Genomic DNA, 17,502 nt, shown 5'->3' on the forward strand with positions numbered 1-17,502 from the left:
ACGAATGCCAGGAAAAAGGCATCGAAAAGCCGAGCCCGGAGCAGAAGACCAGCTACTCGTTCCCCGACATCGCCCCTCCGGAGGAGTGGCGCTCGGTGTTCGACGACCCGACCTCGCGCAAGGTGCCCGACCAGGGCGGCCAGGGCGGCGACTTCGACGATCTCATCTCCCGCGCGGTGGCGCAGGAGAGCACCTCGACCACCGCCGGAACGTCGGCGCTGATCCTGCCCTCCATGCCGGAGGACACCGGCGGCCTCGCCGGCCCCATCGGCACCACGGGTGAGCTGTACGTGACCGGTTCCCTCAAGCTGCCGAAGTCGCTCGGCGAGACCGGCGGGCACTCCGCACTGCACGACTCGATCGAGATGGATCCCATCACGGGCGAGGAGTCGGGCGATGTGCGCATGACATCGGAGGGCCCCGCCCCCGTGTCGGCCCGCCATGCCGTGAGCGCGCGCGCCGCCTCGGGTCTCCCGGTTGCGAAGCCGGTCAAGGATCGCAGCAAGCTCCCTCTCGTGCTCTCCCTCACCGGGGGCGGCCTGCTCGTCGCGGTGGTCGCGCTCGGCGTCTGGGGTGCGAGCAACGGGATGTTCGGATAGTTCTCGACCGCGGGCGCGCGCCCGCCGAACGAAGGAAACACACTGAAGACTGAAGCGAATCAGCCCCACGACGTGATGTCGGATCTGCGAATCGCGGTTCGAGCGGCCGACGAGAAGGGCGCCACCTCGCCGGTGGCGCTGCACGTCACGGAGCAGTTCGGCCTGGCCGACGCGTTCCTGATCGTGACCGGCAGCGTCGAGCGCAACGTGCAGGCCATCTCTGACGCGATCGAGGACGAGCTCAACGCCGAGGGCGTGCGCACCGTGCGCCGTGAGGGGCGTGAGAGCGGGCGCTGGGTGCTGCTCGACTTCGGCGACCTCATCGTGCACGTTTTCCACCAGGAGGAGCGCGACTTCTACCAGCTCGAGCGCCTCTGGCAGGACTGCCCGTTGATCGAGGTGGAGTCGATGCTCGCCCCGGCGGGGGACGGCGGCGCCCGGAGCGAGTGAGCCGCAGTGCGACGCGCCCGGGATCTGTCGATTTGCGCATCGCACCCCACTCCGGTGTAAAGTAGAGGAGTTGTCGGGGGAGCATTTCTCCGACTTCCCCGGGTCTGTGGCGCAGCTGGTAGCGCACCTGCATGGCATGCAGGGGGTCAGGGGTTCGAGTCCCCTCAGATCCACCACTTCAGAGTTCAAGCCCCGCTTCGGCGGGGCTTGAACCGTTTTCGGGCCGTCTTCGCGCGGCGACTCGGGCCGCTCCTCGGTACACTTCGAGCATGCTCGACCTCAGTCACCCGATCACCGCAGGCATGACGGTCTATCCCGGCGATCCCGAGGTGCGCTCGCGCGAGGCGCTCAGCGTCGCCGCCGACGGCGTGGCGGTCACGGAACTGCACCTCGGCTCGCACACGGGCACCCACATCGACGCCCCCTCGCACACGATCCGGGGCGGACGCACCATCGACGAGGTGCCGCTCGATGCGCTCTCGGGCGACGCCCTCGTGCTGCGGGCGGATCGTGCGGGGGAGTGCCGGCCCATCGACGGCGAGATGCTCGGGCTCGAGCGCTTCGACGCCGTTCCGCCGATCGTGGCCATCTGCACCGGGTGGGATCGCCACTTCGGCGGCGAACTCGCCCTGCGGCATCCCTTCCTGGCCGTCGAGGCCGCCGAGCGCCTGTGGTGCCTGGGCATGCGCGTGCTCGTGGTCGACACGCTCAGCCCCGATCCCACGGCCGTCGAGGCGGGGATCGCGGATGAGCGGAGCGCCGCGGGCGAGGCGACCGACCGGCAGGCGCCGCGAGATCCTGCGGCGGGTCCGCCGCCCGCCACCGCGGATCGACCGCTCGCCGTCCCGGATCCGCTGCCCGTGCACACGGTGGTGCTCGGCGGGGGAGGTGCGATCGTGGAGAACGTGCGCGGGCTCGACGCGCTCGGCGAGCGGGCGCGGCTCGGGATCTTCCCGCTGCCGCTCGCGGGCGCCGACGGCGCACCGGCCCGGGTCGTGGCCTGGAGGGACGAGGCCCGGTGATCCCGAGCTCCGTGCGGCTCGTCGAGCGCTTGGAGCGCCACCAGGTGGCGCTCTACCTGGCCGCCCTCGCCATCGGCGCCGCCGCGGGGCTGCTGCTGCCGGGCCTCGCGCGCCCAGCCGAACTCGCCATCACCCCGGTGCTCGGTCTGCTGCTCTACGCGACCTTCCTGGGCATCCCGTTCGCGAGTGCGGGTCGAGCGCTGCGCGACTGGAGGTTCCTCGGCGCGGTGCTCGTGGTGAACTTCGTGCTCGTGCCGCTCGTGGTGTGGCTGCTCTCGCGCCTCGTCGCTCATGATCGTGCTGTGCTGGTGGGGGTGCTGTTCGTGCTGCTCGCGCCGTGCGTCGACTACGTGATCGTCTTCGCGGGGCTCGCCGGCGGCTCCCGCGAACGGCTGCTCGCCGCCACGCCGCTGCTCATGCTCGCGCAGCTGCTGCTGCTGCTGCCGGTGTTCCTGTGGTGGATGGCGGGATCGGACATCGCGGCCACGGTCGAGGCGCGTCCGTTCGTCGAAGCCCTGCTCTGGCTCATCGTGCTGCCGCTCGCCGCCGCGGCTGGCACGCAGTTCGCCGCGGAGCGCGCCCGCTGGGTTGCGCGCCTGCGCGATGCCGTTCTCGGGGCGATGGTGCCGCTGATGATGCTGACGCTCGCGGTCGTGGTCGCGTCCCAGGTGGCGGGGATCGGGGGCAGGATCGCGACGCTCGTCATTGCGATGCCGGTGTTCGTGCTCTTCGCCGCCGTGATGGTGGCGGCGGGGGCGGCGGTCTCGCGGCTGGTCGGGCTCGACACCGCCGGGCGCCGGGCGGTGGTGTTCAGCGGTGCGACCCGCAACTCGCTCGTCGTGCTGCCGTTGGTGCTCGCACTGCCCCCGGCCTTCGCGCTCGCGCCCCTCGTCGTGGTGGCGCAGACGCTGGTCGAACTCGTGGTGATGGTCGCCCTCGTGCGCCTGATGCCAAGGCTGATCCCGGGCTAGGGAATACCCCCACCAGGTATCTGGTTGGACTGGGTGTCGCCGGTCGGGCCTTGCGCGCCGCAACTGAATCACCCAGGCTGGCAGTGAGGACGGGGGAGCATGAACGAGCATCACGACCACGCGACCATCCACGAGGCTCGCGAGCGGCCGGCCGATCAGAGCAGTCACGGGGGTCACGGCGATCACGATGGGCAGAGGGGCCACGAGGGCCACGCCGTCGACGAAGCCCACGCCGGTCACGCCGGTCACGCTGGTCACGCCGAGCGCTTCCAGCGGCTGTTCTGGTTCATGCTGGTGCTGGCGGTGCCGGTGGTCGCCTGCTCGCCGATGTTCGCGATGCTGCTCGGCTACGAGGTGCCGGGATGGGCGCTCTGGGTGTCGCCCGCGCTGGGCACCGTGATGTACCTCTGGGGCGGCGCGCCGTTCCTGAGCGGCGCGGTGGGCGAGATCCGGGATCGCAAGCCGGGCATGATGCTGCTGATCGGGCTCGCGATCACGGTGGCGTTCCTCGCCTCGTGGGGGGCGAGCCTCGGCCTGCTCGATCACGAGCTGGACTTCTGGTGGGAGCTCGCGCTGCTGGTGGTGATCATGCTGCTCGGGCACTGGGTGGAGATGCGTTCGCTTGCGCAGACGACCTCGGCGCTCGACTCGCTGGCGGCGCTGCTGCCCGACGCGGCCGAGCGCGTCGAGGGCGATGAGGTCGTGACGGTGGCGCCCGACGAGTTGCGCGTCGGCGACCTCGTCGTGGTGCGGCCGGGCGGACGCGTGCCTGCCGACGGGCGCATCGTGAGCGGATCCGCGAGCATGGACGAGTCGATGCTGACGGGGGAGTCGCGAGCCGTGCGGCGCGGCGAGGGCGAGCGGGTCGTCGCGGGCACGGTCGCGACCGACTCGGGGCTGCGCGTCGAGATCTCCGCGATCGGCGGCGACACGGCGCTCGCGGGGATCCAGCGGCTCGTCGAGCAGGCGCAGAGCTCGACGTCGCGCGCCCAGCGACTCGCCGATCGCGCGGCCGCGCTGCTCTTCTGGTTCGCGCTGGGCTCGGCCGTCGTGACGGCGACCGTCTGGACACTGGTGGGTCGGCCCGACGAAGGCGTGGTGCGCACGATCACCGTGCTGGTGATCGCCTGCCCGCACGCACTGGGGCTTGCGATCCCGCTCGTCGTGTCGATCGCGACGGAGCGCGCGGCGCGCGCCGGCATCCTGGTGAAGGATCGCCTGGCGCTCGAGAGCATGCGCGTCGTCGACGCCGTGCTGTTCGACAAGACCGGCACGCTGACCGTGGGATCGCCCGCGGTGACCGCGGTTGCACCCGCGGAGGGGAACGACCCCGACGAGCTGCTCGCGCTCGCTGCAGCGGCCGAGTCCGACTCGGAGCACCCGCTCGCGCGCGCGATCGTGCAGGCGGCAGCCGAGCGGCGTCTTGCGGTGCCGGCGTCGAGCGGTTTCTCGTCATCGCCGGCGGTGGGCGTGCGGGCCGAGGTCGGCGGGCGCTCGGTGCAGGTCGGCGGCCCCTTCCTGCTCGAGCAGGAGGACGTGCGGGAGCTGCCGGTGGCCGAGGCCTGGCGCGAGGAGGGCGCGATCATCCTGCACGTGCTCGTCGACGGCGGGGCGGCGGGCGCGTTGCGACTCGCCGACGAGATCCGGCCCGAGTCGCGCGCCGCGATCGACGAGCTGCACCGGCGCGGCGTGCGGGTGGTGATGATCACGGGCGACGCCGAGGCGGTCGCCGCGTCGGTCTCATCGGAGCTCGGCATCGACCGCTTCTTCGCGGGCGTGCGCCCCGAGGACAAGGCATCGAAGGTGGAGGAGCTGCAGAGCGAGGGGCGCCGTGTCGCGATGGTGGGCGACGGGGTGAACGATGCGCCGGCGCTCGCGCGCGCCGACGTGGGGATCGCGATCGGCGCCGGCACCGACGTGGCGATCGCGTCGGCTGGGGTGATCCTCGCGAGCGACGACCCGCGCGGTGTGGTCTCGGTGATCGACCTGTCGACGGCGAGCTATCGCAAGATGCGGCAGAACCTCTGGTGGGCTGCCGGCTACAACCTGGTATCGGTGCCGCTCGCCGCGGGGGTGCTCGCGCCGGTCGGCTTCGTGCTGCCCATGTCGGTGGGCGCGGTGCTCATGTCGCTCTCGACCGTCGTGGTGGCGCTCAACGCCCAACTGCTGCGACGGCTCGATCTGCGGCCCGTGGAGCGCAGCGCCGAGGGGGAGTAGACTGCGGGGGTGCCCTTCGGCGCCCGGTGGTGGGGCTCACCGGAACCAACCTCGTTCGATGCGACAACGGTCCCTGTCTCAATCGCGTACGCGTGTGTTCGAGATGGGAGTGACCGGATGAGTGAGCGTCGGAGCCGGCCGGGAACCGGCGAGGGATCGAGGATCGCGGCGACCCTGCCCGACCTGGGGGTCGTGGCGGTGGGCGGTGCGGTCGGATCCCTCGCCCGTCACCTGCTGTCGATCGCGATCGGGTCGAGCGGCGACTTCCCGCTCGCCATCTTCGTGATCAACGTGTGCGGCGCCTTCCTGCTCGGCCTGCTCGTCGAGGTCGTCGCCCAGGCGGGCGGCGAGGGTGGCCGCTGGCGCACGACGCGCCTGCTGCTCGGCACCGGCGCGCTCGGCGGGTTCACCACCTACAGCCTGCTCGCGGCCGACCTCGCCGAGCTGCTGCTCGACGGCGCCTTCGGCGTCGCGGCGCTCTACGCGGTGCTCACGCTCGTGCTCGGCGGGGCGGCGAGCTGGTGCGGGGTGCTGGCGGGGCGGATGATCGGTCCATCATCGGCGAGGGGGGCAGAACGGTGAGCGGCGCCGCACTCGCGATCGGGATCGCGTTCGCGGGCGGCCTCGGCGCGGCCGCGCGCCACCTCATCGACACGAGCCTGCCCGATCGGGTGCGTGCGCGCTTCCCGTGGGGCATCATGCTGATCAACCTGACGGGTGCCTTCGCGCTCGGAGTGCTCGTCGGCCTCGCCCTCGACCACCCGGTCGCGAGTGTGCTGTCCATCGGCTTTCTGGGGGGCTACACGACCTTCAGCACCGCGAGCCTCGACAGCGTGCGCCTGCTGGCCGCCCGTCGGTACCTGGCCGCGCTGTGGAACGGCCCGGGCATGCTGATCCTCGCCACCGCGCTCGCCGTGCTCGGCATCGTGCTGGCCCGATCCTGATCGACCGGCTCAGCGCACCCGTCGGGCCTCGAAGGTGCGCGCGGGGTGCACGTAGGCCTCCTGCGACTCGACGAGCTGCAGTTCGCGGCTGCCGGCCGCGAGGGTGCGCTCCAGCAGCTCGAAGACGCTCGCCGCGGTGCGGGAGAGGGCGACGGCCGCGTCGCCCGATCCGCGGAGGTGCGCCGTGAAGAGCGCGGCTGTCACGTCGCCCGAGCCGTTGCGCTTGAGCGGGAGGCGCGGCGTCTCGACCAGCCAGGCGCCGTCGTCGGTGACGGCGAGCATCTCGATCGCGGCGGGTTCGCCGTCGGCGCCGACCGGGCGGTCGGGGCGCTGCAGGCTCGTGACGAGCACGGTGGCGGGCCCGAGCTCGCGAGCGCGGTCGACGGCGTCGAGCGTCGACTCGAGCGTGTCGGGCGAGGTGCCCGTGATGAAGCCGAGCTCGAACTGGTTGGGCGTGATGAGGTCGGCCCGCGGCACCACCCGGTCGCGGATCAGGTCCTGCACCTCGGGAGCGACGTGGCAGCCCGACTTCGCGTTGCCGAGCACGGGGTCGCAGGCGTAGATCGCGTCCGGGCTGTGCCGTTTCACGCGGTCGACGGCGTCGAGGATCGCGTCGCCGATGCTGCTGCCGCCCTGGTATCCGGAGAGCACCGCGTCGACGTTCTCGAGGCCGCCGCGCTCCTCGATGCCGGTGACGATCTCGCGCACGTCGTCGCCGCTGAGCATCGGACCGCGCCACGAGCCGTAGCCGGTGTGGTTCGAGAAGCACACGGTGAAGACGGGCATCACCTCGACGCCGATGCGCTGCAGGGGGAAGACCGCGGCGGAGTTGCCGACGTGACCGTACGAGACCGAGGACTGGATCGAGAGGATGCGCATGGATCGATCCTCGCACTGGTCCATGGGCTGGACCACCTCTCGGGCGCGGGGATGGACCACTGGGGGTCCCCTCGCCCGGTGACGCGCTCCGCGGGACCCGCAGGAGCCCCGAGGCTCGGCCCTCCTCGCGGGATCCGCGTCAGATCGCACGATCGGGCGTGAGGATGCCGCGCGGATCGAGCGCCGCCTTGATCGCCCGCTGCACGTCGATCGCCGCCTCGTCGAGCTGCCAGGGCAGCTCGTGCCGCTTCAGGGAGCCGATGCCGTGCTCGCCCGAGATCGTGCCGCCCAGCGAGATCGCGAGTCGCGTGATGTCGTCGATCACACGATCGGCGGCCGCGATGCCCTCCGGGGTGTCGGGCGCCTCGACCGTGCTGTGCAGGTTGCCGTCGCCGGCGTGCGCGACCGTCGAGACGCGTCGCCCGTGCCGCTCCGAGATCTCGGCGATGCCGCGGAACACCTCGGCGAGCGCCGCCACGGGCACCCCCACGTCGCAGGAGATCTTGAGGCCGCGCGCGTTGAGGGCCGGGTTCGAGAGCCGCCGCGCCTCGAGCAGCGCGTCCGATTCCGAGACGCCCGTGTCGGTCGCGCCGTGCGCCGCGCAGACCGCGGTGATGCCCTCGGCCTTCTCGGCCGCGTCGAGGCCGGCCGTCTGACCCACGAGCATCGCGCCCCGCGGAACCGTCAGACCGCTCGGGTAGAACGACTCGATGATCTCGACGCTGAGGGCGTCCATGAGCTCGAGCACCTCGGGCTGGGCGGTTCCGCCCACGATCGCGGTGACGGCGCGGCCGGCGTCTTCGAGGGTGTCGAAGCTCGCGCGGAAGGTGCGGGGCGTTCCCGGAGGCACGGGCTTGAGGCGCACGGTGGCCTCGGTGATCACGCCGAGCGTGCCCTCCGAGCCGATGAAGAGGCTCTTGAGGTCGTAGCCGACGACGTTCTTGCGGGTGAGCGCGCCGGCGCGCAGCACGCGGCCGTCGGCGAGCACGACCTCGAGCGCGGCGACGGAGTCGGTGGTGACCCCGTGCGCGACGCAGCGCAGACCGCCCGCGTTGGTGGCGATGTTGCCGCCGACGGTGCACATGCGGGCGCTGGCCGGATCGGGCGGGAAGAAGAGCCCGCGCTCCCGGCAGGCGGTGTCGAGCTCTGCGGTGATCACGCCGGGCTGCACCACGGCGAGACGGTTCTCGGCGTCGATGCCGACGATGCGGTTCATGCGCTCGAGCGACAGCACGAGGCCGCCGTCGTAGGCCATGGCGCCGCCCGTGAGCCCGGTGCCGGCGCCGCGCACGCTCACCGGCACGCGGTGCTCGTGGGCCCATGCGAGGGCGGCCGAGACGTCGGCGGTCGACTCCGCGAAGACGAGCGCGAGCGGAGCGCCCCGGAGCACGGCGCGGGAGGTGTCGATCGCGTACGGGGCGATGAGGTCGGGATCGCGCACCAGCCGGTCGCCGAACACCTGCTGCAACTGCTGAAGAGATTCCACCCTGGCTCCTTGATCGATGGCACGGGCACCGCAACCACGGTACCGCACGGCCCCGAGCCGCGGCCGAGGCGGGAGAGCGGTGGCGTGAGACGTGGCCGGGAGCCCGGTCGGCAGCCGCGTGGGAGGATGAAGGGGTGGAGGATCGGGTGAGCGCGCCGCGCACGCGTGCGCAGGGCGGCAGGGGGGCGGGTCGGTACGCGCCGAGCCCCTCGGGAGACCTGCACCTCGGCAACCTGCGCACGGCTCTGCTGGCCTGGCTGTTCGCGCGAGCGAGCGGGCGACGCTTCCTCATGCGCATCGAGGATCTCGACCGCGCGCGCGACTCGGGCGCGGGGGAGCGGCAGCTCGGAGACCTCGCCGCCATCGGCATCGACTGGGACGGGGAGCCCGTACTGCAGACGGAGCGGGGCGCGGATCACGAGGCCGCGATCCGAACCCTCGCGCGCGCGGGTCTCGTGTACGAGTGCACCTGCACGCGACGGGACATCCTGGCCGCGCCGAGCGCCCCTCACGCGCCGCCCGGCGCCTATCCTGGCACCTGCCGCGACCGCACCGATGCGCAGCGCGCGGTGGCCCGCGAGGCGATCCTGCCCCGGATCCCGGCGCTGCGGCTACGCGCGCCCGAGGGGGTGCGCGAGCTGGAGTTCGACGACGTCGTGCTCGGGCGCACGCGCGGCGACATCGACGACTTCGTGCTGCGGCGCGGCGACGGCACCGTCGCCTACAACCTGGCCGTCGTGGTCGACGACGCGACGATGGGCGTCGACCAGGTGGTGCGCGGCGACGATCTGGCACCGTCGACGCCGCGGCAGATTCTACTGCAGCGGATGCTCGGTCTGCCATCACCCCCCGAGGTGGAGTACGGGCACGTGCCGCTCGTGCTCGGCCCGAGCGGGGCGCGCCTCGCGAAGCGGGACGGCGCGGTCACCCTCGCGCAGTTGCGGGAGCGCGGGGTCGGCTCCGGCGAAGTGCTGATCGAGCTCGCGACCTCACTCGGTCTCGGGGCGCCGGGCGAGCCCGTCACGACGGCTCGCCTGCTCGAACGTTTCGACCCGGCCGCGCTGCCCCGAGCCCCCTGGACCTGGGCGGGCCCGCGCTGATCTCGGCGGCCGCGCCGCGCGGACGCATCGAGCGCGCTGCGCCCCGGCCCGAAGCGGCGCCGTAGGGGCTACTTCTTGAGCGCCTTGATGATGCGGGCCAGGGCTCGGCCCGCCACCCACACGAACGGCACGCCGACGGCGAGCAGCGCGATGATGTTGGGCTCGAAGCGGGTGTAGCCGTCGCGGCTCACGTAGGCGCCGACCGGCACCGACATGCCCCCGCCCCCGCCGCCCGAGCCCTCGCCCTGGGCGTCTTCGAGGCCGCCGCCGCCCTCGCCGGCGCCGAAGCCGTACGAGGTGCACGCGACGGGCATGATCGTGGTGCCGTCGACCTCGACGGGCTCGCCGTAGGACGAGCGGACGCCCACCTGAGTGACCGTGTCTGCAAGCTGCTGGGTGAGTGATGCCATGCCCTCACCCTACCCGCTCAGCTGAGATTCCGGTGTGAGAGATCAGGCCTCGGCGCCGCCGTAGCGACCCCGGCGCGCGGGTTCGGGTCGGGGGCGCTTCGCCTCGATGCCGTCGCCCGAGGAGACGTGCTTGATGCGGCGGATCACCCACGGCACGAGGTGCTCACGCGCCCACACCACGTCCTCCTTGCGGGCCTGGCGCCAGGTGCGCAACGGCACGGGCGGGGGATCGAGCGGGGTGAGGTCGTGGGGCACGTTGAGGGCCTCGAGGGCGGCGCGCGCGATCGTGTGGTGACCGAGCGCGTTGAGGTGCAGCCGATCGCCCGCCCAGAAGCGGCTGTCCTGCAGCTCCTCGAGCGCCCATTGGTCGACGACCACGCAGTCGTGCCGCTTCGCGACCTTGCGCACGTTCTCGTTGAAGATCGCCACCTTGCCGCGGATCGTGCGGAAGACGGGCTGGAAGGCGGTGTCGACACCCGTGAACAGGAGGATCGTGGCGCCGCTCGCGCCCAGGCGCTCGATCACCCGGTCGAGCTTCGCCGCCACCTCGTCTGGGTCGGTGCCGGGGCGGATGACGTCGTTGCCGCCCGCGCACACGCTGATGAGATCGGGGCGCAGATCGAGCGCCGCATCCACCTGCTCCTCGGCGATCTGCCGGATGAGCTTGCCGCGCACCGCGAGGTTGGCGTACGCGAACTCGTCGTCGTAGGCGCTGAGCACCTCTGCGAAGCGGTCGGCCCAGCCGCGCAACCCGCCCGGGCTGTCGGCGTCGGGATCGCCCACGCCCTCGGTGAACGAGTCGCCGATGGCCACGAAACGCGACCAGGGAAGTTCGATTCCCGCCTGATCATCTGCCACTGCCATCCCCTGTCCGTCGAGCGGCGCCCGTCTGAGAACGCTCGCGATCTACACCGCTAGTCTAGAACGCTGTGACAGATTCGGATCCAGCCCTCCATCTCCCGGGAACGAGTGCCGCCGAACACCTGCCCCCCGCCTATCCCGAGCGCGCCGCCCACGGCACGGCCCCGCGGCTGCGCGCCTGGCAGGAGGAGGCGATCAAGCAGTATCTCGATCAGCACCCCCGCGACTTCCTGGCATCGGCGACCCCGGGCGCGGGCAAGACGACGTTCGCCCTGAGGCTCGCGTCGATCCTGCGCGCCAATCACACCGTCAGCCAGATCGTCGTCGTCGCCCCCACCGAGCACCTGAAGACCCAGTGGGCCGACGCCGCGGCGCGCGCGGGCATCCGCTTGAACCCCTCCTACTCGAACAGCGACGGGCTCGGCTACGGCCGCCATTTCCACGGCGTGGCCGTCACCTACGCCCAGGTCGCGATGAAGCCGGTGCAGCACCGCCTGCTCACCGAGAGCGCCGACACGCTCGTGATCCTCGACGAGGTGCACCACGGCGGCGACGCGCTGAGCTGGGGCGACGCGATCCGCGAGGCCTACGGCAGCGCGAAGCGCCGGCTGTCGCTCACGGGCACCCCGTTCCGCTCCGACGAGGCGCCGATCCCGTTCGTGCAGTACGCGCCGCAGGGCGACGGATCCCGGCTCTCCCTCACCGACTACGACTACGGATACGGGCGAGCGCTCGCCGACGGCATCGTGCGCCCCGTCATCTTCATGGTCTATGCGGGCAAGATGCGATGGCAGACCTCGGCCGGCGAGGAGATGGAGGCCGCGCTCGGCGAGGGCAACACGAAGGACATCACCTCGCAGGCGTGGCGCACCGCGCTCGACCCGGCGGGGGACTGGATCGCGAAGGTGCTGCGCGCCGCCGACCGTCGCCTGAGCGAGGTGCGGCAGCAGATCCCCGATGCGGGCGGGCTCGTGATCGCGACCGACCACGCCTCCGCGAAGTCGTACGCGCGTCAGCTGCGCGAGATCACCGGCGAGGAGGTGGCGCTGATCCTCTCCGACGACGCCGGCGCCTCGGAGCGCATCGACTCGTTCTCGACCGGGGACTCGCGCTGGATGGTGGCGGTGCGCATGGTGTCGGAGGGCGTCGACGTGCCGCGCCTCGCCGTCGGCGTGTACGCGACCAGCTCGTCGACGCCGCTGTTCTTCGCACAGGCCATCGGGCGCTTCGTGCGCTCGCGGCGCCGCGGCGAGGTCGCCTCGGTGTTCATTCCGAACGTGCCCGCGCTCATGCAGCTCGCCGCCGAGCTCGAGAAGGAGCGGGGCCACGTGCTCGAGGGGCCGAAGAGCGCCGAGGAGATGTGGGACGCCGAGGCCGCCCTGATGGCGGAGGCCGAGCGGGAGGACCGGGCCTCGTCGGAGCTCGAGGAGGCCGAGTTCACGTATCAGGCGCTCGGATCCGACGCGCACTTCGACCGCGCCGTGTTCGACGGCGCCGAGTTCGGGGGGTACGCCGAGGTCGAGAGCGAGGAGGAGCTCGACTTCCTCGGGTTTCCGGGTCTGCTCGAACCGCAGGAGGTGCGGGCGCTGCTGCAGCAGCGGCAGGCTCGGCAGGCCCGCCGCTCGGCGAGCCGCCAGGGGCTGCTCGAGCACGCGCCGGAGCGGGCGGAGGCGCCCGAGGCGCTGCACCGCACGCTCGGCGAGCAGCGCAAGCTGCTGTCGAGCCTCGTCGGCATGTACGCCAAGGTGTCGGGCGAGCCGCACAAGGATATCCACACCGAGCTGCGGCGCGTGTGCGGCGGGCCCCCCGTGGCCCAGGCGTCGGTGACGCAGCTGCAGAAGCGCATCGAGCTGCTGCGGAGACGGCTGCGCCCCTAGGGGCATGGCGGGCCCGAATCGCTGGTACGGCGTCGAGAGGCGTTTTCGAACTTCTTTTAGCAGATGGATANGCGTCGTCGTGGATGCGCGCCCCGTAGCCGGCTTTCTCGACGCGCTCGAGTGCTTCGCTCGCGCGAGCGGCGCCGAGGCCAGAGACGATAAAACGCTTTCGAAAACGTGCTCCCTAGAATCGAGGGTGTGGGAAAGAAGCATGCCGCAGCATCGACACCGGCGACCGTCGCGCTCGTGCGGGCGGGGATCCCGTTCGAGATCCGCGCCTACGAGCACGAACCCGGCGTGAGCGACTTCGGGGGAGAGGCCGCCGCCGCGCTCGGGGTGGAGCCCGAGCGCGTCTTCAAGACGCTGCTCGCCGAGGTGGACGGCGCGCTCGCCGTCGGCGTCGTGCCGGTGTCGGGCAAGCTCGACCTCAAGGCGCTCGCCGCCGCGCTCGGCGGCAGGCGGGCCGCGATGGCCGACCCCGCACTCGCGGAGCGCAAGACCGGGTACGTGGTGGGCGGGATCAGCCCGATCGGTCAGCGCACGCGGCTGCGCACGGTGGTCGACTCGTCCGCGCTGGGACACGGCACCGTGCTCGTGTCGGGCGGGCGCCGCGGGTTCGACATCGAGCTGACGCCCGGCGACCTGATGCGCGCGACGGATGCGATCGCGGCGCCGATCGGCCGGCCCGACTGAGCGGCGCAGAGGGGCTGCTCGGCGGCGACGCCGAAGGAATGGGGGCGACGCGCCCGGCCTGAGCCGCCCGATTCGTACCGTGCCGGGATCCGTGCTAAGTTATTATCTGTTCGGCCGATGAAGGTCCGGATCGTTCGCGCGGGTGGCGGAATTGGCAGACGCGCTAGCTTGAGGTGCTAGTGCCCGTATTAGGGCGTGGGGGTTCAAGTCCCCCCTCGCGCACGCGAACGAAACAGCCCCTGGGCAGGTCTCACGACCGGCCCAGGGGCTGTTCTCATGTCCGGCGCGAGTCGGCGGGCTCGACGGCGAAGCGATCGGCGAGGGCCCGGGCGGCCTCGCGACCGGCGCGATTCGCGCCGACCGTGGACTGCGACGGCCCGTACCCGATGAGGTGGATGCGGGGATCGGCGGCGGCACGGGTGCCGCGCACGGTGATGCCGCCGAACTCGTTGCGCAGGCCGAGCGGGTCGAGGTGCCGCAGGTCGGGGCGGAACCCGGTCGCCCACACGATCGCGTCGACGGGGGTGAAGCCGCCGTCGGCCTCCCGCACGCCGCCCGGCTCGAGGCCGGTGAACATGGGGCGCCGTTCGAGCGCGCCGCGGTCGCGGGCGGCGATCGCGTACGGCGTCCAGGCGAGGCCCGTGTACGAGACGACACTGCGGCCGGGTCTGCTGGCTTCGGCGTCGGCGGTGACCCGTGCGATCACCTCGCGCCCCTCGATCTCGGGGCGGAACCCGCCGTCGCGGAAGACGGGCGGCCGCCTCGTGTACCAGTGCGTGGTGGCGACGCGGGAGATCTCTTCGAGGAGCTGGACCGCCGAGATCCCGCCTCCGACGATCGCGACCCGCCGGCCCGCGAACTCCTCAGCCGAGACGTAGTCTCGGGTGTGCAGCTGGCGGCCGGTGAAGCACTGCTGCCCGGGGTACTCGGGGAGCAGCGGATTATTCCAGGTGCCCGTCGCGTTGATCACCGCCCGCGCGCGCCACCCGCCCTCGTCGGTGTCGACGAGCAGTTCGCCCTCGGAGTCGTCGTCGGCGCGACGCACGGCGCTCACCGCGACCGGTCGCAGGATCGGCAGTCGCGTCTCGCGCTCGAACGCGGCGAAGTAGGCGGGAACGGCGTCGCGACTCGCCGCGTCGGGGGAGACCGTCGGCTTCGGGTGGTCGGGCAGGTCGAAGATGCCGTTGACGGTCGCCATGCGCAGCGACTCCCACCGATGCTGCCACGCGCCGCCGGGAGCCGGGTTCGCGTCGAACATCACGAAGGTGCGCGCGGCCCCCGGCTCGGCGAGGGCGCTCGAGAAGCCGCGCCTGGCGAGGTGGTAGCCCGCCGAGAGCCCCGCCTGCCCCGCGCCGATCACGGCGACCGTCGCGAAGCGGCTCGGGCGTTGCGCGGCGCTCATCGGGTCGCGAGGATCAGCGCCGCCGAAGAGAGCCCGACGGCGATGAGCCCGAGGTTCACGGGCAGGGTCTTGCCCTCGCCGCGCTTGAGGTGCAGCGCGAGCGCCAGCAACTGGATCACCGTCAGGCCGAGCACCGCGGCGAACGCCACCCAGCTCACCCACGCCCACCCGTCGAGGGTGCGGGCGAGGATGAGCGGCAGGATCGCGCCGACCGCGCCGACGATCTCGGACCAGGCTGCGAAGTAGGCGATCCCCTTGCCCGTCGTCTCCGTCCACGGCATCTTCTCCTGCAGCGCGGGCCAGGGCGTGAACGCCTTGCCCGCGCCCGCCAGCAGGTTGCACACGGCGAGGAGGCCGGTGGCGATCCACATGATGATGAGCATCTGAGGTTCCTTTCGGTGGTGGGCGATGCGGAGCCGGTCGGGAGCGGCGACTCATCGGCCCGCCGCGCCGCGCGCGCCGGGTGGTCGAGGATCCAGTTCTCCGCACTGCTGTTCGAGGTGCGCGCGGAGGGACGCCACCGCGTCGCCGAGCGCCAGGAGCTGCTGCGGTGCGAGCGCGTCGACGAACAGCTCGTGCACGTCTCTGAGGTGCGGCACCGAGCCGCGCCGAAACTGCCCGAGGCCCGCGTCGGTGAGCACGACGGTCGATCCGCGGCTGTCGTCGGCGCACCGCTCGCGGCGGATCAGCTCGCGCTTCTCCATCCGTGCCAGATGGTGCGACAGTCTGCTGCGGTCCCATCCGATGCGCGCGGCGAGCTCGGAGGAGCGCATCGCGCGTTCACCCGCCTCGCTCAGCGCCAGCAGCACCGAGTAGTCGGCCGACGAGATGCCCGACTGCTGCTGCAGGCGGGCGCCCAGCAGACGGCGCAGCGCTTCGGAGGTCTCGACGTAGTCGCGCCAGACGCGCAGCTCCTGCCGCGACGGCAGCTCGTGCTTTGCCCCGTTTCGGCCCATCCGACTCGCCTCCGTATGAGATTGATGCATCAATCATATGCGGACATGGTTGACGCATCAACCATGCGATCAGGTCGTCGGACGGCGCCGAGATGCCGCACCGGCGCCGTGCCGGTCGCGTGCCTGCTGACCCGCTTCACCCACCGGTGCGCCGATCCGCCGGCTCTCACCCGCCGCTGTAGACCGGGAAGGCGGCGTGCGCGCCGTAGTCGCGGTCGTCGAGGCGCCTGAGGGCCTCCATATCGGCCCCGGGAATCACGAAGTCGACCTGCGCGTTCGCCCGCATGTGCTCGGGGTTCGCGGTCTTGGGCAGCGACACGCAGCCCAGCTGCAGGGTGTACCTGATGCACAGCTGGGGCACGCTCACGCCGTACTTCTCGGCGATCGCCCGCACCTGCGGATTGTCGAGGATCTCGCCGTGCGCGATCGGCGAGTACGCCTGCACGAGGATCCCCTTGCTCTGGCAGTAGGCGATGAGCTCCGACGGAGTGTTGCCGGCGTGCACGAGCACCTGGTTGGCGTGCGGCGCGACGGTGCCGTGCTCGAGGATGTTGTCGAGGTCGTGCCGCAGGAAGTTCGAGACGCCGATCGCCCGCAGCTTGCCCGCCTCGTGCGCTTCCTCGAGCGCGCGCCAGGCGGCGAGGTTGCCCTCGGCGTAGTCGCCGCCGCGGAAGTCGGCCCACGGCTGCGGAGAGTGGATCAGCATCAGGTCGATGTACCCGATGTCCAGCTTCGCCAGCGACTCGTCGATCGCGGCCCCCGCCTCGTCATAGTCCTTGATCTCCGCGGCGAGCTTGGAGGAGACGAACAGCTGCTCGCGGGACACCCCGCTCGCGCGCACCCCCTCGCCGACGCCGCGTTCGTTGCCGTACGCCTGCGCGGTGTCGATGTTGCGATAGCCGACCTCGATCGCGGTCTGCACGGCATCGGCCGCCCGGTCGTCTTCGATGAACCAGGTGCCGAGGCCGAGCTTCGGGGTCTCGACACCGTTCGACAGGGTGTAGGTCTCGTTCAGGATGGTCATGCGCTTGCTCCGTTCTGCTGCAGTGCGTGGGATTCGGTGCGTTCTCAGAGGTTGCGGATCACACGCGCGGGCACGCCGCCCACGACGGTGTCGGGTGCGACGTCGCGGGTGACGACCGCTCCCGCGGCGACGACGGCGCCGTGTCCGATCGTGACGCCCGCGAGCACCGTCGCATTGGCCCCGATCCAGACCCGGTCTCCGATCACGATGGGCCGCGGAACGGTGGTCGCCCGCTCCGCCGGGTCGAGCTCGTGGTTCAGCGACGCCAGTACGACGTTGTGGCCGACGGGCACATCGTCGCCGATGCGGATGCCGCCCTGATCCTGGAACCGGCAGCCGCTGTTGATGAAGACGCGCTCGCCCAGCACCGTGTTCTTGCCGCAGTCGGTGGTGAACGGCGGGAAGAGCCTCACCGTCTCCGCGACGGGCCGCCCGGTGAGGCGCGACATGATCTCGACGCGCTCCGCGGGCGTCGTGTAGCGGGTGTTCAGCTCCATGCACACCCGGATCGCCTCGTCGGCCAGCTCGTGCATCTTGGCCGCGAGATCGGTGCCGGGTCGCGCCGCTTCGCCCGCGTCCATCCGGTCGAGGAACTCCTGCGTATCCACTGC

19 protein-coding genes and 2 tRNA genes are annotated in these 17,502 nt (G+C 71.9%); 12 read left to right on the top strand and 9 right to left on the bottom strand.

What is annotated here, in order from left to right; translation table 11 throughout:
• The 8 genes from H490_RS32375 to H490_RS26790 all read left to right on the top strand — a co-directional run.
• Positions 1-599 (top strand): hypothetical protein (locus H490_RS32375; RefSeq protein ID WP_416371712.1); only part of this gene is annotated, 599 nt, incomplete at its 5' end.
• Positions 600-674: 75 nt separating this feature from the next.
• Positions 675-1,049, top strand: coding sequence for a ribosome silencing factor (gene rsfS, locus H490_RS26760; RefSeq protein ID WP_017884572.1), 375 nt, complete (start codon positions 675-677; stop codon positions 1,047-1,049).
• A gap of 100 nt (positions 1,050-1,149) precedes the next feature.
• A tRNA-Ala gene (locus H490_RS26765) sits at positions 1,150-1,225 on the top strand.
• A 93-nt stretch (positions 1,226-1,318) separates the two neighbouring features.
• A complete protein-coding gene (locus H490_RS26770) occupies positions 1,319-2,071 on the top strand; it encodes a cyclase family protein (protein WP_017884573.1) in 753 nt (250 codons plus the stop codon).
• Positions 2,068-3,042, top strand: coding sequence for a bile acid:sodium symporter (locus tag H490_RS26775; RefSeq protein ID WP_017884574.1), 975 nt, complete (start codon positions 2,068-2,070; stop codon positions 3,040-3,042). Before H490_RS26770 ends, H490_RS26775 begins: the two co-directional genes overlap by 4 nt.
• Before the next feature lie 99 nt (positions 3,043-3,141).
• Complete coding sequence (locus H490_RS26780; protein ID WP_017884575.1) at positions 3,142-5,259, top strand: heavy metal translocating P-type ATPase; 2,118 nt, start codon at positions 3,142-3,144, stop codon at positions 5,257-5,259.
• A 117-nt stretch (positions 5,260-5,376) separates the two neighbouring features.
• On the top strand, positions 5,377-5,841 hold the full coding sequence (locus tag H490_RS26785; protein WP_017884576.1) for a fluoride efflux transporter FluC: 465 nt from the start codon (positions 5,377-5,379) through the stop codon (positions 5,839-5,841).
• A complete protein-coding gene (locus H490_RS26790; RefSeq protein ID WP_017884577.1) occupies positions 5,838-6,203 on the top strand; it encodes a fluoride efflux transporter FluC in 366 nt (121 codons plus the stop codon). Before H490_RS26785 ends, H490_RS26790 begins: the two co-directional genes overlap by 4 nt.
• A gap of 9 nt (positions 6,204-6,212) precedes the next feature.
• Here H490_RS26790 and pdxY read toward each other — a convergent pair whose 3' ends face one another.
• Positions 6,213-7,082: a pyridoxal kinase PdxY gene (gene pdxY, locus H490_RS26795; protein ID WP_017884578.1), complete on the bottom strand. Its 870-nt coding sequence runs from the start codon at positions 7,080-7,082 to the stop codon at positions 6,213-6,215.
• 139 nt (positions 7,083-7,221) lie between these two features.
• A complete protein-coding gene (locus H490_RS26800) occupies positions 7,222-8,568 on the bottom strand; it encodes an FAD-binding oxidoreductase (RefSeq protein WP_017884579.1) in 1,347 nt (448 codons plus the stop codon).
• A 134-nt stretch (positions 8,569-8,702) separates the two neighbouring features.
• On the opposite strand from H490_RS26800, the gene gluQRS reads away from it, so the two are divergent.
• Entirely contained in the window at positions 8,703-9,668 is a 966-nt protein-coding gene (gluQRS, locus tag H490_RS26805) for a tRNA glutamyl-Q(34) synthetase GluQRS (protein WP_017884580.1), read from the top strand.
• Positions 9,669-9,736: 68 nt separating this feature from the next.
• Here the strand turns inward: gluQRS and H490_RS26810 are convergent, their stop codons facing one another.
• Positions 9,737-10,078 (bottom strand): spore germination protein GerW family protein, encoded by a 342-nt coding sequence (locus H490_RS26810; protein WP_017884581.1) that lies wholly within the window; start codon positions 10,076-10,078, stop codon positions 9,737-9,739.
• Positions 10,079-10,120: 42 nt separating this feature from the next.
• The gene (locus H490_RS26815) at positions 10,121-10,942 is read right to left on the bottom strand and encodes an SGNH/GDSL hydrolase family protein (RefSeq protein WP_051066204.1); all 822 of its coding nucleotides are present in this window, start codon (positions 10,940-10,942) and stop codon (positions 10,121-10,123) included.
• A gap of 65 nt (positions 10,943-11,007) precedes the next feature.
• Here H490_RS26815 and H490_RS26820 point away from each other — a divergent pair, with 65 nt between their 5' ends.
• The 3 genes from H490_RS26820 (at position 11,008) to H490_RS26830 (ending at position 13,731) form a co-directional block, all read left to right on the top strand.
• Positions 11,008-12,816 (top strand): DEAD/DEAH box helicase, encoded by a 1,809-nt coding sequence (locus H490_RS26820; protein ID WP_017884583.1) that lies wholly within the window; start codon positions 11,008-11,010, stop codon positions 12,814-12,816.
• A 198-nt stretch (positions 12,817-13,014) separates the two neighbouring features.
• On the top strand, positions 13,015-13,509 hold the full coding sequence (gene ybaK, locus H490_RS26825; protein WP_017884584.1) for a Cys-tRNA(Pro) deacylase: 495 nt from the start codon (positions 13,015-13,017) through the stop codon (positions 13,507-13,509).
• A 136-nt stretch (positions 13,510-13,645) separates the two neighbouring features.
• Positions 13,646-13,731 (top strand) — tRNA-Leu (locus tag H490_RS26830).
• Between the two features lie 52 nt (positions 13,732-13,783).
• Here H490_RS26830 and H490_RS26835 read toward each other — a convergent pair.
• The 5 genes from H490_RS26835 to H490_RS26855 all read right to left on the bottom strand — a co-directional run bounded on the left by H490_RS26835 (position 13,784) and on the right by H490_RS26855 (position 17,499).
• Positions 13,784-14,911, bottom strand: a complete 1,128-nt coding sequence (locus tag H490_RS26835; protein ID WP_017884585.1) for an NAD(P)-binding domain-containing protein — start codon at positions 14,909-14,911, stop codon at positions 13,784-13,786.
• On the bottom strand, positions 14,908-15,294 hold the full coding sequence (locus tag H490_RS26840; RefSeq protein ID WP_017884586.1) for a DoxX family protein: 387 nt from the start codon (positions 15,292-15,294) through the stop codon (positions 14,908-14,910). Before H490_RS26840 ends, H490_RS26835 begins: the two co-directional genes overlap by 4 nt.
• Positions 15,295-15,345: 51 nt before the next feature.
• A complete protein-coding gene (locus H490_RS26845; RefSeq protein WP_017884587.1) occupies positions 15,346-15,867 on the bottom strand; it encodes a MarR family winged helix-turn-helix transcriptional regulator in 522 nt (173 codons plus the stop codon).
• A 166-nt stretch (positions 15,868-16,033) separates the two neighbouring features.
• On the bottom strand, positions 16,034-16,891 hold the full coding sequence (locus H490_RS26850) for an aldo/keto reductase (RefSeq protein ID WP_017884588.1): 858 nt from the start codon (positions 16,889-16,891) through the stop codon (positions 16,034-16,036).
• A gap of 44 nt (positions 16,892-16,935) precedes the next feature.
• Positions 16,936-17,499, bottom strand: coding sequence for a DapH/DapD/GlmU-related protein (locus H490_RS26855; RefSeq protein ID WP_017884589.1), 564 nt, complete (start codon positions 17,497-17,499; stop codon positions 16,936-16,938).
• Positions 17,500-17,502: the final 3 nt, after the last annotated feature.

The sequence above is a fragment of the Leucobacter sp. UCD-THU genome (assembly GCF_000349545.1).
Taxonomy (GTDB): domain Bacteria; phylum Actinomycetota; class Actinomycetes; order Actinomycetales; family Microbacteriaceae; genus Leucobacter; species Leucobacter muris.

Bases quoted from the DNA above. Each gene is read 5' to 3' on its own strand.
- H490_RS26780 (WP_017884575.1), top strand. From the start codon at position 3,142: ATGAACGAGCATCACGACCACGCGACCATCCACGAGGCTCGCGAGCGG.
- H490_RS26840 (WP_017884586.1), bottom strand. From the start codon at position 15,294: ATGCTCATCATCATGTGGATCGCCACCGGCCTCCTCGCCGTGTGCAAC.
- H490_RS26810 (WP_017884581.1), bottom strand. From the start codon at position 10,078: ATGGCATCACTCACCCAGCAGCTTGCAGACACGGTCACTCAGGTGGGC.
- H490_RS26785 (WP_017884576.1), top strand. From the start codon at position 5,377: ATGAGTGAGCGTCGGAGCCGGCCGGGAACCGGCGAGGGATCGAGGATC.
- H490_RS26845 (WP_017884587.1), bottom strand. From the start codon at position 15,867: ATGGGCCGAAACGGGGCAAAGCACGAGCTGCCGTCGCGGCAGGAGCTG.
- H490_RS26835 (WP_017884585.1), bottom strand. From the start codon at position 14,911: ATGAGCGCCGCGCAACGCCCGAGCCGCTTCGCGACGGTCGCCGTGATC.
- pdxY (WP_017884578.1), bottom strand. From the start codon at position 7,082: ATGCGCATCCTCTCGATCCAGTCCTCGGTCTCGTACGGTCACGTCGGC.
- H490_RS26850 (WP_017884588.1), bottom strand. From the start codon at position 16,891: ATGACCATCCTGAACGAGACCTACACCCTGTCGAACGGTGTCGAGACC.
- rsfS (WP_017884572.1), top strand. From the start codon at position 675: ATGTCGGATCTGCGAATCGCGGTTCGAGCGGCCGACGAGAAGGGCGCC.
- H490_RS26770 (WP_017884573.1), top strand. From the start codon at position 1,319: ATGCTCGACCTCAGTCACCCGATCACCGCAGGCATGACGGTCTATCCC.
- H490_RS26815 (WP_051066204.1), bottom strand. From the start codon at position 10,942: ATGGCAGTGGCAGATGATCAGGCGGGAATCGAACTTCCCTGGTCGCGT.